The 15,257-nt window shown below is 59.2% G+C and carries 13 protein-coding genes and 1 other RNA gene; 3 read left to right on the forward strand and 11 right to left on the reverse strand.

The window, feature by feature from the left end:
• Nucleotides 1-473: 473 nt before the first annotated feature.
• The 8 genes from ssrS to NZ705_09065 form a co-directional block, all read right to left on the reverse strand.
• Nucleotides 474-658: non-coding RNA, 6S RNA (gene ssrS, locus NZ705_09030), on the reverse strand.
• An 8-nt stretch (nucleotides 659-666) separates the two neighbouring features.
• Nucleotides 667-1,800 carry a 5-(carboxyamino)imidazole ribonucleotide synthase gene (locus NZ705_09035; GenBank protein ID MCS7293094.1) on the reverse strand — a complete coding sequence of 378 codons (1,134 nt, stop codon included), beginning with the start codon at nucleotides 1,798-1,800 and terminating at the stop codon, nucleotides 667-669.
• A gap of 3 nt (nucleotides 1,801-1,803) precedes the next feature.
• Complete coding sequence (locus NZ705_09040; protein ID MCS7293095.1) at nucleotides 1,804-2,406, reverse strand: ribonuclease H family protein; 603 nt, start codon at nucleotides 2,404-2,406, stop codon at nucleotides 1,804-1,806.
• Nucleotides 2,403-2,843, reverse strand: a complete 441-nt coding sequence (locus NZ705_09045) for a hypothetical protein (protein ID MCS7293096.1) — start codon at nucleotides 2,841-2,843, stop codon at nucleotides 2,403-2,405. Before NZ705_09045 ends, NZ705_09040 begins: the two co-directional genes overlap by 4 nt.
• Nucleotides 2,844-2,876: 33 nt before the next feature.
• A complete protein-coding gene (locus tag NZ705_09050; GenBank protein MCS7293097.1) occupies nucleotides 2,877-4,640 on the reverse strand; it encodes an aspartate kinase in 1,764 nt (587 codons plus the stop codon).
• 19 nt (nucleotides 4,641-4,659) lie between these two features.
• Nucleotides 4,660-5,814, reverse strand: coding sequence for a PQQ-dependent sugar dehydrogenase (locus NZ705_09055; GenBank protein ID MCS7293098.1), 1,155 nt, complete (start codon nucleotides 5,812-5,814; stop codon nucleotides 4,660-4,662).
• Nucleotides 5,815-6,735, reverse strand: a complete 921-nt coding sequence (locus NZ705_09060) for a heme o synthase (protein ID MCS7293099.1) — start codon at nucleotides 6,733-6,735, stop codon at nucleotides 5,815-5,817. It abuts the gene before it with no gap.
• A 2-nt stretch (nucleotides 6,736-6,737) separates the two neighbouring features.
• Nucleotides 6,738-7,625 carry a COX15/CtaA family protein gene (locus NZ705_09065; GenBank protein ID MCS7293100.1) on the reverse strand — a complete coding sequence of 296 codons (888 nt, stop codon included), beginning with the start codon at nucleotides 7,623-7,625 and terminating at the stop codon, nucleotides 6,738-6,740.
• Between the two features lie 194 nt (nucleotides 7,626-7,819).
• Between NZ705_09065 and NZ705_09070 the strand changes: the two genes are divergently transcribed.
• From NZ705_09070 to NZ705_09080, 3 genes are all read left to right on the forward strand, one after another.
• Entirely contained in the window at nucleotides 7,820-8,578 is a 759-nt protein-coding gene (locus NZ705_09070) for a YebC/PmpR family DNA-binding transcriptional regulator (protein ID MCS7293101.1), read from the forward strand.
• A gap of 7 nt (nucleotides 8,579-8,585) precedes the next feature.
• Nucleotides 8,586-9,806, forward strand: a complete 1,221-nt coding sequence (locus tag NZ705_09075) for a pentapeptide repeat-containing protein (GenBank protein MCS7293102.1) — start codon at nucleotides 8,586-8,588, stop codon at nucleotides 9,804-9,806.
• Between the two features lie 78 nt (nucleotides 9,807-9,884).
• Nucleotides 9,885-11,168 (forward strand): TAXI family TRAP transporter solute-binding subunit, encoded by a 1,284-nt coding sequence (locus NZ705_09080; GenBank protein ID MCS7293103.1) that lies wholly within the window; start codon nucleotides 9,885-9,887, stop codon nucleotides 11,166-11,168.
• Here the strand turns inward: NZ705_09080 and NZ705_09085 are convergent, their stop codons facing one another.
• Genes NZ705_09085 through NZ705_09095 form a run of 3 tightly spaced genes read right to left on the reverse strand, consistent with a single transcriptional unit; the run spans nucleotide 11,169 to nucleotide 15,145 of the window.
• Entirely contained in the window at nucleotides 11,169-11,723 is a 555-nt protein-coding gene (locus tag NZ705_09085) for a GDYXXLXY domain-containing protein (protein ID MCS7293104.1), read from the reverse strand.
• Nucleotides 11,720-13,000: a DUF2157 domain-containing protein gene (locus tag NZ705_09090; protein MCS7293105.1), complete on the reverse strand. Its 1,281-nt coding sequence runs from the start codon at nucleotides 12,998-13,000 to the stop codon at nucleotides 11,720-11,722. Before NZ705_09090 ends, NZ705_09085 begins: the two co-directional genes overlap by 4 nt.
• Before the next feature lie 33 nt (nucleotides 13,001-13,033).
• On the reverse strand, nucleotides 13,034-15,145 hold the full coding sequence (locus NZ705_09095; protein MCS7293106.1) for a TIGR00300 family protein: 2,112 nt from the start codon (nucleotides 15,143-15,145) through the stop codon (nucleotides 13,034-13,036).
• Between the last annotated feature and the right edge of the window lie 112 nt (nucleotides 15,146-15,257).

The following is a 15,257-nucleotide window of genomic DNA, read 5'->3' on the forward strand; positions in this document are numbered from 1 at the left end:
CGGATTAAACAAAAGGTGCGTAAGTTACAGGTGAATGCAATCAAAAATCTGCAATCCTTGGTTAATGAAACCATCCGTAGCTTATGTCAATTTTTGTGATTTTAGCTATAGATGATTAGCGCCGTGGGTTAATGGACTGCCCGAGCGACTTCGTTCGTACTTCTGTTTCTTACCACTGCCACTCTGAGGAACATACAAACTTTCCAATTTATTAACCACTTGGCTTTGAGTAAAAGTTCCTAGGCATTAAACGCGAGGACGGCAAAGGATTCAGCTCTGTACGGAAAATTAGGTTTATTATGTTCAATCGCGGCCATCATTGCTGCAATTGCTCGTTCAACTAACTCATGAGAGTGAGACTTCATAGCCGCTTAAAGTTAACCTTGTGAGTTATGCAACCACAGCAACAACCCAGTAAACGGCCTAGGTAGTTAGGCTCCTTAATTTACGTTGATTTTTTACATACCTGATGGGAGGACCCCGCGGTGCCGTTTTACCTCAGTTTTGGACCGCAACAACAACAGGTGGGTACCTCTAGCCTCTGACTTAAAGTTTCTGGGTACTACGCCCAGTCTACTGCCGCCAGAGTTTCGGTTCCCTCATACGTTGGGTGTAGATCGCAAAACATTATTGGCAGTCACCAACACCGCAGAAGAACCTCTTGTTTTACTGTACCAAATTCAGGACGGGTAAACCACCTGACCAGACAGACTCGACGTGCTCCACCCAGTGAGAAATGGCCGTTGGTGCAACGTTGAGTAAGGTCACGTGCCCGAGTTTTCGCCCCGGTCGCGCCTGCGTTTTCCCATACCAATACACCCGGCCCCATTGCGCCAGTTGCTCCCGCTGTTGCCGGTAGTCGCACATAGCCGTTTCGTAGCCTAGTAGATTAATCATCAACGCCCCGTCCGTTGTCATGGTCGTGCTGCCCAAGGATTGCCCGGTAATCGCCCGCAGGTGCTGTTGAAATTGGGACGTGACGCAGGCATCAATCGTGTAATGGCCAGAATTGTGGGTGCGGGGGGCCACTTCATTGAGCAACACCCGGTCATCGGCGAGATAAAACCATTCCGTTGCCAGGACGCCGTGATAATCCAGTGCTGTCAATAGGGTATGGGTGTAGTCCCGAATGGCAGTTGCCACCGAGTCGGGCACCGGCGCTGGCGCATAGACCCACCGGCAGACCTGGTTGGCTTGATAGGTGTGGGCGACAGGGTAAAAGGCCGTTTCTCCCGAGAGACTCCGCGCGGCGACAATGGCTAACTCCTGCACAAAAGGCACGTAGGCTTCCGCCAGCACATCGGTCACAGGCCATTCGCGCCAGAGTTGCTCCAGTTGCGCCGGGGTGTGGATGATGCGCGTACCCAGGCCGTCATACCCATAGCGGCGGGCTTTGACCACCAAAGGCCAAGTGGGCGCAGGTTCCCCAGGCGTTAGCAACCAAAATTCCGGCACGGGAATCCCCAACCCTTGGGCGTAGCATCGCTGGCGATATTTATCCAACAGGGGCGCCAGACTCTCTAAACGTGGGCAAAAACGGGTAGTAGGTCGCGCTATCGCCGCCAATAGCTCCAGATTAATAAATTCGTTCTCAAACGTGATCACATCGCACTGCTGCACAAGCCGTTCTAACCCGCTGCGGTCATCGAGAGGAGCAATGACGGCGCCGGCGCTCAGGGGAATGGCCGGGGCTTGGGGATCCGGTGTTTGCACCCACAAGGGGATATGCAAATCCCGCGCCGCTTGGGCCAGCATCCAGGCCAGTTGCCCCCCACCCAAAACGCCAACCGTGCCGTTCATCCTTTATTTCCGTCCAAAATCAGCAGGAATTTGTCCCCAACGCTCCGTGTCCCACTTGCACAAGGGGTTGGGATAGGTATGGGTTTGCAACCAGGCTTCCGCTGCCTGGATTTCATCACCCAAGGCTGTTCCCTCCACCGGCAATTGACTCCCGCACCGCTTCTTTTTCACCCAACCCAAAGCCACGTCAGAGTCTGAGTAAATGGGCCAATCACACCCCCGTTCGGCGCACCATTGCAAAGCCGTGACAATGGCTAAAAATTCCGCAATGTTGTTGGTGCCCCAGGGATACGGCCCGCGCCGGAAAATTTCTTCCCCCGTGACTGTATTCACCCCGCGATATTCCATGACCCCCGGATTGCCGGAACAGGCCCCGTCCACGGCATAGCTCGGTGTCAGGTAGGGCACGACTGGTTGCTCTGGAGCTAGGGACGGTTGAACCCCTTCCTGCCCTTGGGCAAACGCCTGGCGCGCCATTTCCCAGTTAGGATAAGCCTTGTACTGAGCGCCACTGTAGCCGCCTACCTGTGCCCAACACTCATCCCACCGGCGATAAATGCCCGGTTTTCGTCCCCGCCAGACTACGTACACCTTGTTGCGCGTCATGGGGATTCAAGAAAGGGTGCTAGAACAGCCCGGAGTTCAGGGTAGTGGGCGTGCATGTAGCGGATGGTCGCTTGCAGACGGGGCAGTTCGTCCGGTGGGGCCAGGCGGAATAGGCGCTTCACAGTCGGTTCATCCCACGCTCGCTGGCCGGTCAGGAGCTGGTGAAACATCTGGGTGAATGCGGCACGGTTGCGGTCCGGTGGTCCCAGCCAATACCAGCTCAACAGTCCCCCCAGAGCAAAGGCACCGGCGCTGGCGAACGCTCCTGGCACCGTCATGCCGGTTTCCCACCAAACGCCGACACCGGCCAAGGACGCCAAGCTCACTGTCCAGCCCCACAGGCGGTAGCGTGGTGAACGCAACCACTCCTGGAGCCAGGGAAACACCAGCAGTATCGCCAAGCCCAGTCCAATGACAGTTGCGAGTGCGTTGAGCACGGTGGCATGCCTGCAACCTATCCGTACAGTATTCTAGCCTGTGGCCTGAGCCAGCGCGAACCCTTGATGCACCACTTGCAGCGCTTTTTTGCCCTCCGACCGGCTCACCAGGCAACTGATTTTGATTTCCGACGTGGCAATCATCTGGATATTGATCCCCGCCTGGCCCAAACTGGCAAACATCTGCGCCGCAACGCCGGGTTTGCGTACCATGCCGCTGCCCACCACGCTGACCTTGGCAATGTCGGCATCCACGGCCAGGTACTCACAGTTCAGCTTGGCCAGGGCAGGAACCAAGGCCGCTTGCGCGCGTTCCACATCGTCCTGGTGAATCGTAAAGGCAATGTCTTTGGTGGGCCGGCCATCGATCCACGTCACCCGCTCGGACTGGATGATCATATCCACGCTCACCCGCGCCTGGGCCAACGCTAGAAAAATGCAGGCTGCGGAACCGGGCCGGTCGGGAACGCGGCGAATCACCAGCCGCGCCTGCTCGTCGTCTAGAGCGGCTCCCCGCACGGGTGTCATCTCTCCAGTATCTTCCGGCAGCGGCAAGACCGGCACTTTGAAACTGCTGCTGAGGACCCGCACCGCCTGGGTAGCATTGGCCAAATCCACCAGACAACTGACCTTGATTTCTGAGGTGGAGATCAGGTCAATGTTAATCCCAGCTTCCCCTAGGGCGCTGAACATACTGGCAGCCACGCCCGGTCGGCCCACCATCCCCGCTCCAACAATGCTCACCTTGGCCATTGCCGCCGAGACGTGACAGGTGACAGGGTCGCCCCACTGCCCTACGAATTGCTGCACCACCTGCTCGGTCTGCGCCAAATCCGATCGCTGCACGGTAAAAGCAATGTCATTCGTGGCTCCCGCCTGGATGGATTGGATGATCAAATCCACGTTGATTCCGGCGTTAGCCAGCGCCCCGAACAACTGGGCTGCAACGCCTGGCCGGTCAGGGACATTGCACAGGGCCACTTTTGCCTGCTGGTCATCCAGTTCCACCCCATCTACGAGCCGAGCCACCTCCAAATCTCGGTGGGGAATCGTGCGCCGCGTGGGCGTGATCAAGCGCGTGCCCGGCTCATCGGTCCAACTGGAGCGCACCACCACTGGCACCCCGAAATTGCGGGCAATTTCCACTGCGCGGGGATGCAACACCTTGGCCCCGAGACTGGCCAACTCCAGCATCTCTTCGCAGGTGACTTGGGGAAGCACCTGGGCGTCTGGCACAATGCGGGGGTCGGTGGTCAAAATCCCCGGCACATCGGTATAGATTTCGCATCCATCTGCGCCTAGAGCCGCTGCGATGGCCACCGCCGATGTATCCGACCCGCCCCGCCCCAAGGTTGTAATTTCCAGAGTGCGACTGCTGCTGATGCCCTGAAACCCGGCAATGACCACCACCTTGCCCTGCTCTAGCTCCTGGCGAATCCGGTCGGTGGGGATGTGCAAAATGCGGGCGCGTCCATGGTCTGCTTCGGTGATGATGCCGACTTGCGTCCCCGTTAGGGAAATGGCCGGTTGCCCCAGGGCTTCGAGCGCCATTGCCACCAAGGCAATACTCACCTGCTCGCCGGTCGAGAGCAACATATCCATTTCGCGGGGAGACGGCTGGGGATTTACCGCCTTCGCCAGGGCAATCAGCTCGTCAGTGGTGCGGCCCATCGCTGAGACCACCACCACCACCTGGTGCCCTTGGGCCACCGTCTGGACAATCCGCTGGGCGACCGCTTGGATGCGCTCGACATTGGCAACCGAAGTGCCGCCGTACTTTTGAACGATTAATCCCATAGTTTTCTAGGGTAGGGCATCAGGGGACGGGTTCGATGCGTAGGAGTTGACCGTCATCGGCATCCGTGAGCACGTAAACCAGGCCATCGGGTCCCACCCGCACGTCCCGCACCCGCTGGCGCAGGTCAATCCGCTCGACTTCTTTCACCTTGCCGTTGGGCAGCACCTGTAACCGATGCACCGCCCGCGAGCGCAATCCACCTGCTAGCAATTGCCCCTGCCAGTCGGGAAAGCGTTCACCCCGGTAAATGGTCAGCCCAGACGGCGCTACCGTTCCCGGCCAGACCAACGCAGGGTCCACCATCCCCGGCAACGACCGGTAGGGGGTGATTTCTTCGCCGCTGTACTCGCGACTGTGGGTCACCCGCGGCCAGCCGTAATTTTTCCCCGCCTCCAGCCGGTTCACCTCGTCCCCTCCTTTCGCCCCGTGTTCCGTCGCCCAGACTTGCCCTGTCACCGGGTCCACCACCAGCCCTTGGATATTGCGGTTGCCCAGTGTCCAGACTTCCGGCGCGGCTTTTGCCCCCAACGGGTTATCCGCCGGTGCCGTGCCGTCGGGATTCAGGCGCAAGACTTTCCCTAGGTGACTCTTCGGGTTCTGGGCTTGCTCGCGGATCAAGCGCCCCCCGTAGCTGATGGGCGGGTTGCCGCCATCCCCAATGCTCACCAGCAGCGTAAAATCCGGCAGCCAGGCCAGGCGCGACCCAAAGTGCTGCGTCCGGTACTTGGTCTGGGCCACCCGGAAAATCTCCCGCACCTCCGTCAGCCGCCCGTTTTGCCAGGTGCCACGCCCCACCACCGTGCGATTGGCCTCCACCGTCCCCTGCGCGTAGGTGAAATAGACCCAGGCGGGATTGGGAAAACAGGGGTGCAAGGCAATATCCAGCAGGCCCCCTTGCCCCAGGTTCAACACGGGGGGAATGCCAGGCACCGGTTCCGGTCGTAACTTACCCCCTTGCACCCAGCGCAGGCGTCCCGGTCGCTCCGTAATCAACATGTCTCCGTTGGGGAGCCACACCATGCCCCAGGGCCGTTCCAACCCCTTGATCACCGATACCACGCGATAACGGGTAGCGGGTTGCACCTGCGACACCGGCAGTGGTTCCGGCTGGGAATGGACACGACACCCCAGCAACCCCAGCAGCAGTACCCAGCCCAGCCAGCGCAACCGCATCTAGCCCCAAAACGTCAACGCCTTCTGCACCAGCCACTGTTGCCAATTCTGCACCGGGGACCAGCGGTCCAACCCGATCCCGACCGACAGCAGCAGCAAGTACACAATCGAGTACTTGAACACACCCCGCGCCCGCTGCGTGTCCTGGGGTTGGTCAAACAATCGCAGGACTTTGTACAGAAATAATCCCCCTAGAATCAGGGCCGTCAAGGCATACAACCCGCCCACCACCCCACAGGGATACACCAGCAGCAGACTGGTGGGCACCAGCAACAGCGTATAGACCAGAATTTGTTGCGCTGTGCACTCCGCCCCGGCCACCACCGGCAACATGGGTACACCCACCTGCGCGTAGTCATCGCGGAGCATCAGCGCCAGTGCCCAGAAATGGGGGGGCGTCCAGATAAAAATAATCGCAAACAAAATCCAGGCGCAGGGGGATAGCTCACCGGTCACAGCAGCCCAGCCCACCAAGGGAGGAATCGCTCCTGCTGCGCCACCGATGACGATGTTTTGGGGACTGGAACGTTTCAGCCAGTGGGTATAGACCAGGACGTACACGGCAATACCCGCCCACTCCAGCCAGGCACTCGTCCAGTTCACCCGCCAGCCTTGGAGTAATAACGCACCCACCGCCAGCGTCAACGCAAACGCCAGAGCCTGGAACGGCGTAATGCGGCCAGCCGGAATCGGTCGGTTTTGGGTGCGCGCCATCACCTGGTCAATATCCCGGTCATAGAGGCAATTGATGGTATTGGCTGCCCCCGCCGCCATCGCTCCCGTGACCAGGGTCGTTAAAAACACACCCACATCGGGTTTCCCGCCCGCCGCCAACCACATCGCTCCCGCCGTGGTCACCAGCAACAGAAAGATGATGCGGGGTTTCGTCAGTTGCCAGTAATCCCGCAGGCGTTCCCACATCCCTAGCGCTCCCAGGCCCGTCGTTGGAGTCCTACGGCAAGCACCACCAATGCCCCCAGCAACAGTGCCCCAATTGCCTGGTGCATGACGGTTAAAGGTTCCACCTGCAACCGCAACCGGTACGTCCCCCAGCCCACCAGGATTTGCAGCCCCAATAGCAGCAGGATTCCCTGACCAAGCCATTTCCAACCTGCACGCCACGCTTGGATCCCCGCTAGTAAGGATAAAACCGCCGCCGGAACGAGTCCCAGCAAATGCCCATAAAACACTTGACACAACTGCTGACCTGCTAGGCACTGGTGCGCCGCCCACCGCGAAGCCACCAAGCCCCCCAGCAAACTTTGCCCATAAACCGCCAGCGCCGCCGCCAAGGACAAAGCCGGTAAGGAGGACGGCAACGGCTGACGCGGAGCAGGCATTTCCAAGAGCAAGACCCCCAGCGCCAGCAACAGACTGAAAAACGCCAGCCCCGTACCCAGGTGCGCCGTGACAATGTCAAACCGGAGCAGTTCCGTGACCGTGAGTCCCCCCAGCACACCCTGCCAAATCACCAGCCCCAGCGCCGCCGTTACGCCCCAGGGCAACCAACGCGGCAGTTGTGCTCGCCACCACCAGGTCACGGCGGTTAACCCCAGCACGCCCAACCCCACGGTCGCCGCCACCAGCCGGTGGAACCACTCCAGAAACACCTGCAAATCCATCTGCGCCGGCACCACCTGCCCAAAACACAAGGGCCAATCGGGACAGGCCAATCCCGCTTCCATCACCCGCGTGGCACTCCCCAGCGCCATTAACCCCCAGGTCGCTGCCGCCAAGCCCCACAAGCCTCGCTGCACCCACACCCGCGGGTTGAAGTCTCTGACTGGGGACGATGCGCCAACGGTGGTCATGGTCATACTCGCTGCTACACCTAATTCCCGTTGTAGATAGCGGCGGTGCTACAGTTGCGCAGGTTTAAGCATTTCTTCGGGAATGAAAAGAATGTTGAGTTTTGTGAAGGGCTGGCCTGTCTCCTAATCCCGATTGGCCGCTGGCCAGGGCGCTACACTGCTATATTGAAGGTTTTGACGTATGCACAACGGCAATGGCGGGGCACAGCAAGTGGGCCAATATCAAGCGCCAAAAAGCGCGGGTGGACGCCCTGAAGGGACAAACCTTTGCCAAGTTATCGCGGGAAATCATCGTGGCGGCGCGCATGGGACTCCCTGACCCTGCTGGCAACTTTCGGCTCCGCACCGCCATTGAAAAAGCCAAGGCCGCCGGCATGTCCCAGGAGAATATCGAACGGGCGATTGCCAAAGGCGCGGGTCGCTTGGGTCCCGACACGGAAAACCTGGAATCGGTGCGCTATGAAGGCTATGCGCCGGGAGGCGTGGCGGTACTGATTGAAGCCCTAACGGACAATCGCAACCGGACGGCGGGGGAAATCCGGGCGGCCTTTAACAAGCACGGCGGCAATTTGGGGGAAACTGGATGCGTCGGCTGGATGTTTACCCAGGTGGGTTGGATTCCCGTGACCGGCATCACTACTGAGGAGGACCTGCTGGCGTTAGCGTTAGAGGTAGGAGCGACCAGTTACGAGTGGGATGCGGAAACGCCGGCGCTGTTGACCGACCCCCAGGACTTGGACCAAGTGGCTGCTGTGGTGCAGGTCAAGGGCTATGGTGTGGAGGGCGCAACCACCCGCTGGCAACCCACGACGACCGTGACGATTACCGACCCAGACCAGGCGCGAAAGGTGTTGCGGTTGCTGGACGTGCTGGAGGACCTGGACGATGTGCAGAGCGTGACAGCCAATTTTGAGATGGACGAGGCGCTGCTGGGGGCCACGATGGGGCTATGATAAAGCCATGGATGCCGATACGTTGTTAAGGCGCTATGCCGATGGGGAACGGGATTTCCGCCAAGTGAATTTGAGCGGCGCCGACTTGTCGTTGGCCATCCTGCGGGAGATCAATTTCAGCCGGGCGAAATTAGCGGGTATTAGTCTCAGCCAAGCGAACTTAACGCGGGCGGATTTGAACCGGGCGATTCTGCGGGAAGCGGATTTGAGCCGCGCTATTTTACGGGAAGCCAACCTGATGGCGGCCAAGCTGGTGGGGGCCTATCTGAATCAAGCGGATTTACAAGACGCCAACTTGAGCAAGGCCAAACTCACGGAGGCAGATTTGGCGGGGGCCAATCTGCGGGGTGCCAAGCTCATGGGAGCCAATCTCAGCCGGGCAGTGCTCATTGAAGCCGATTTGAGCGGCGCAGACTTGAGTGGCGCCGACTTGACGGGAGCCAATTTGAACGACGCCAAGTTGGTGGGCACGAATCTCGCGCGGGCGGACTTGACGCGGGCGGCGTTGCGCAATAGTGATCTCAGCCAAGCGAACTTCTTTGAAGCAGACTTGAGCCGCGCGATTCTAGCGGGAGCGAAGTTGCTAGGGGCCGGTTTCAGCGACGCCATGTTGAGCGAAGCCAACCTGACCAATGCCGACCTGACCGATGCCCAGTGTGTCAACGCCGACCTCAGTCGTACAAATTTGCGAGGCGCGAATTTGACGGGAGCTGGCTTGAGCGGGGCGATTTTAGACCGGGTGGATTTGGGGCACGCCAACCTGACGCGGGCGGATTTGACCGGAGCTGATTTGAGCGGGGTGGACTTGAGTCGCACCAATTTGACCGGCGCCCAACTCCGCAAAGCCATCCTGCACCGGAGCAATCTGGAGCAGGCCACGCTCAAGGATGCTGACCTGACCGAAGCTGACCTGACGGATGCTCGCCTGGCGCGGGCGGTGATGCCGGGAGTGAAACTGATTCAGGCGAATTTAACGGGTGTGGATTTGGCGGGTGTGATGCTACAGGGCGCCGATTTGAGCCGAGCTAGCTTGGTGGGGGCAATTTTGAACCAGGCGGACCTGACCAATGCCAAGTTAATCGCGGCGGACCTGAGCGGGGCCTCGCTGTACGACGTACTGTTGCAAGGGGCGGATTTGAGCCAAGCTTGTCTAGCCGATGCCTATCTAGATGCGACGGATCTGCAGGGCGCTTTCCTGATGGAAACGGTGTTACCAGGTCAAGCCTGAGGGTTATCCCTGCGCGACGGCTGGCTTGGGAATTTGTCATAAATTGAACACAGAGCTGGCTGTCTTCGGAAATTGACTATGGACCGGCGCTACTTCACCGCCCTAATTGTCGCCTTTGCCCTGGTCGCCTGTGGTATTGTCGCCAAGATCATCTACGACCGCACCCGACAAATCGAGTTGGTGATTGCCACTGGTAGCGCCCAAGGGGAGTACTACGCGATGGGACAGGCATTTGCCCGAGTGCTCCCCCGCCACATTCCCCGCCTGCGTCTCCAGGTGCGCGAAACTAAAGGGGCGACCGAAAACCTGGCCCTGGTGGCTGAAGGAAAAGCCGACTTGGGTTTTGTGCAAAACGACACGGACACAAAGCCCCCCATCCGCGCGATTGCCGGGCTGTACCTGGAGACTTTTCATCTGGTGGCGCGGCCAGGGGTTAACATCCGGGAATTTGGCGATATTCGCGGCAAGCGGGTGGTGACGCCGCCGCCGGGGAGCGGGGCCTACAACAGTTTTTTGGAACTCCTGCGGCACTACGACATAGATTTGCAGGACATTCAACCGATTCACTTGGCGGGACCGGCGGCCAGCCAGGCGCTCGTGCAAGGTCAGGTTGATGCCCTGTTTCGGGTGATTGGGTCCGGCAACCTGGAGATGCGCCGCCTGCTTCAGCAAAGTCGGGGCCGTTTAGTGCCCATCGACCAGGCCGCCGCCATTCAGATTTTTTATCCCGAGACCGAACCTGCCGTCATTCCCAGGGGCACCTACAGTGCCAGTCCACCGGTGCCGCCCCAGGACTTGCCCACGGTGGGAGTGCGTTCGCTGCTCATTACCCACCAGCGCCTGGACAAGGAAATTATCCGCGACATCACCCGCGTTTTGTTTGAGTACCGGAACGACCTCGTGACCTTGAACCCCCGCACGGCTTCGATCAGCTATCCGGGTTCAGGACAAGCGCTGGGTATCCCGCTTCATCCGGGGGCTAGGGCATACTACGAGCGAGATAAACCGTCATTTCTCCAGGAAAACGCCGAGCCGATTGCCCTGCTGATTACCCTGGCAACGATTGGGTTTTCGTTGCTAGCCCAAATCCGTTCCCAAATCAGCGAGCGCCAAAAAAACCGCGCCGATTTATATAACTTGGAGCTGGTTGAAATTATTGAGGCAGTGGACCGGGCTGAAAGTGTGCAAGAGCTGGATAAAGCTCGCCAGCGGTTGTTGAGCATTTTTCGCCGTGTGATTGAGGATTTGGATAAGGACCGTCTTTCCCCAGAATCCTATCAACTCTTCGTGTTTCCCTGGGAAATGGCGATGAATACCCTGCGGCACCGGGAGGCATTGTTACTAAGTAAAACCCTGCGCTGATTAGAATGCGTAACGCTGGCCGTGCAACCACAGGGCGCGCACCAGGGCCAACCCTGAATCTCCCACTTTGACCTCCACCAACGCCTGGCGTTTTTGACTGGCCTGGGTGACCGCGGCGTTTATTTGCTCCCGCCGGTTTTCGGGGATGTAGATTTCTTCAATCCCATAGCGAACCCTGTTGCCCTCCAAGCGCCCCTTCAGCGCAATTTCCTGGGGTCCTAAATCGCGGGGCAAGGATGGGCTAACGCGCACCGGTCGCCAGGGCGCCGGAGCGGTCGCGTTTGGGTTGTTCGGCGCTGCCAAAATCACATAAATTTCCGACCCAGCGCCTATCCGTTTGCCGCCGGGAAGGGATTGCAAGACCTCAAGCCGGGCAAACTCATAGCCCAAAACCTGGGAATACCCCCGCAGCGGGTCGTAGGGGTCAACGGGCAACGTTTCCAGATAAACCGTGCGACTGGCGGCGATGACGGTCAGGTAGGGAGCGGCTACCGCTAGGGGAATCGCCACCTGCACCAGCAAGGGCAACCCAAAGCGCCACAGGGGTAATTTCATGGGCTTGGCTCCCGCGCAACACGGGCCAGATGACGTTCAAACCCGAAACCGGCACCCACCAGCGCCAGGCCGCCCAAACCGAAACCTAGGGCTTTCCCCATCAATCCCGTATCGTACTCAAGCAAACGGCTCAGGATTTGAAAACCCAGCAACACCATGCCCAACCAGAACGGACCCCTGCGCAGGTGAGTTGTACCCACGCGCACGAGACCAAGGCTGTAGACAAGCAGCAGGAGGTTACTCACTACGACGCGCAGCACAGACATGTCTGTTCCCCCTGGGATGAAACTCATACTCGCCAAGACCCCCGCCACACCGACCAGCGCGATGGCGGTCGCGTCACGCCGAACGAAGCATTGATGGAGAGCGACATAGACCGCCAAGACGAGCAACAGCAGGCCAGCGCCCGGCACTGGGGAAACCTCCCAGCCGAATCGAAAGGCATAAACCGTCAAACCGAGACCCAGCAGCACCAGGCTGAAAGCGCGGGCAACGGGTTGCATGGGACGCGCCGTGGGGCATAGTCGCTGACCGAGCCGGTCGAGTCTGAGACTTTCGCCGTAACCCCACAAGATGACCGCCGGTAGTGCAAACGCCAATGGCCCAGAAAGCCATCTCCCTGAACTCACGCACCAAAGCAGCGTGACGACGACAAAAACGGCCCGCGAGTCAAACCAGTAGGCCAGCGGCGCCAGCAAGACCGAGATGTAGGGCATCGCTTCACCCACCAGGTTGGCTGTGTCACCGCCAATGCGATAACTGGCGTAGCCAAGGCCCAAGAGCACCAAACCCAACATGCCCAGCGTTTGTAATCGCAAACTGACGGCCATCGCCAGCACCCCCAGGCTCCAAGCAAAGAACAATTCGTGCAGGGGGCCACTGAGGTTAAACGTTTGGGCGACCAGCGCAATCACCGCGCCCAAGATCAGACCCGCCGCCAGCAATATCCCCTGGCCCAAGCGCCGGAACCCCGTCGTGTACTGCCACAGGTAAAATCCCAAGGTATTGGTGACCACCAGGAGCAAAAGCAATACCGTCAACCGGCTGACTCTATCCAGGTTTGACCAATTGGCTGCAACAAAAGTGATGACCGCCAGGCCAACGAAAAGACCACCGAAAGAGTACAGGATTGTGCTGAAAATTTGCGGTCGGGGCGTCAGTTGGTCCAGTTGATAGCGAGCAACCAGTTGCTGCCACAGCGCCTCAGAGATCAAACCTTCTTGCCGCCATTTCGCTGCCTCTTCCTGCAACTGCCGCCGAAAACGCTCGTCGGGCACACCGGTTGCTCCCCGCCCCCCCCCTGCCGCCGATTATAACCCACCGGCTGAGCGACTTAGGGAGTTGGCTGTGAGATGGTAGGGCTGTCCCAACTGTTGCAAATGACGCACCAGCAAGCTCAAAAACAGTCCCACATCCGTCACCACGCCGATGGATTCCAAAGACCCCCGGTCGGCCAGTTTGGTCACCACGGCCGGGTTAATGTCCACGCAGATCAACTTCACCCCCGCCGGCGTCATATTCCCCACCCCAATCGAGTGCAGCATGGTGGAGAGCATGAGAATCATATCCGCCCCCTCGATGAGCTGGGCGTACTCCGCCTGGGCCTGGATTAAATCCATGCGCGTTTCCGGCAACGGACCATCGTCCCGGATCGAACCGGCGAGCGAAAAGGGCACCCCCCGGCGGATGCACTCGCAGAAAATGCCCGATTTGATGACACCCGCTTCGACCGCTGCGCGGATACTGCCGTAGCGCCGGATGAGGTTGATGGTTTTCAGGTGATGCCGGTGCCCGCCTTTGACTACTCGCCCTCGCGCCAAATCCACCCCCAGCGACGTGCCGTAGAGACTTTGCTCCAAATCATGCACAGCAATCGCGTTACCACCGAGCAGCGCCTGCACATAGCCCTCGCGGATCAGGGTCGCCAGATGAGGACCGCCCCCTGTGTGAATCACGACTGGGCCGGCCACGACCACCGTCTTACCCCCGCGCTCTCGGATGCGGCGCAGTTCCCAGGCGATTTCCTCCACCACCAGTTCCACTCGCCGCTCGCTAGAGACCCCCGATTCCATAAACCCAAATTCCTGGCTGCGCTCCTGGGTCGGTCTGTGCAACGTACGAATGCCGTCCACACCACACACCACCAGGTCTCCCACTTGCAAATCCCGCAGCAACCGGCAGGTGGCTGTCAACCCCTCCACGACAATCACCGCATCCATCCGTTGTTTTTGCACCCGGATCCAGCGGTTTTGGTGGTAAATTTCGGTGGGGTAAATCGTGGTGACGTAAAAATCGTCGGGAGCAACCCCCGGCTGCGTGACGGGTTCCAACCGCACCGGCGTTTCCATGCCGTCGGCCAGCCGCGCCCCCAGGTCAATCAAGTTGTTCAGAATGTCCGCCAAAACCGCTTCCGTCGGCGCTGAGACCCACAGGTGAATCTCGGACGGGTCGGGCCGGTGCGCCCCCAGTTGCAGCCGTTCAATCTGAAAACTGCCGCCCCCATCGGTAATTCGGTCCAGGGCCTCCGTGAGCAAATTGCTGTCCACTAGGTGACCACGCAAGGACACCAGACGCTTGGCCACTTCCGCCATGGCCGGCACCATCGCCACCGGTTCATCCAACCGCAGCGTCAGACACTTGGCCGCGCCCCCCGCCTTGATAAATTCGCTCAAATCGGTGGTGATGACGTGAAAGCCCAACTGCTCTAGCCGTTGTTGCAAGGAAGCGCTCATCTGATTGGCGATAATCACCCGATTGATTTCCACCGCATTACAGGCAAATTGAATCGCGTCTAACTCACTCACGGGAATCCGTTTTTCAGGGGGAATCCGGCGTTCAATCAGATGATTTGAGTAGGTGTCAAACGCGGGGGGATAGTACAGCAAATACCCATCGCTCAAGGGGCAAAAACAGGTGTCCAAATGATAAAAACGCTTGTCAATCAAATGCAGCGATAGCACTTCCAACGACAGCCATTTGGCCAGGTAGGGATGGGCCTCCAGCATAGTGCGAAACCCATAACCACACCAGAGCCAGCCTGACTGGCGGTCCAGCAGGGCATCGCCAGCGCCTTCAAACGCAATTCCTTCCGGCAGCTCCAACACCTGATAGCCCTGGGCCTGGAACCATTCTCGAAAGAAGGGTTGTTCCCCCTGGCGTTCCGGGTGATAGAAGCGACTCAAGACCACCTGCTGGTTCACGACCAATCCCGCGTTGGCGGTAAACACCATGTCGGGCCAGCCGGGGGCCGGCGTGAGCAACTCCACCTCGGCGTACTGCTGCACAATCTGGTACAACCGTTGCCACTGGGTGACCGCCTTGGGTTGGGAAGAGCGATGCACATTGCCCTCCATCCAGGGGTTGATTACGTAGTTCACCTGGTAATGGTCAGGCGGGCACATCAAGTAGCGCAAACGATTCATAGGCTGGCTTTAGCGAAGCGTCAGGGGCGTGCAAGTTGACAACGAGCGTAACTATACCGCTGCTAGGCACGTGTATCCAATGCTACCGTTTTTTGCCGGGTAGTCAAACTGA

The sequence above is a fragment of the Gloeomargarita sp. SKYB120 genome, from assembly GCA_025062155.1.
In the GTDB taxonomy this organism is placed as follows: Bacteria; Cyanobacteriota; Cyanobacteriia; order Gloeomargaritales; family Gloeomargaritaceae; genus Gloeomargarita.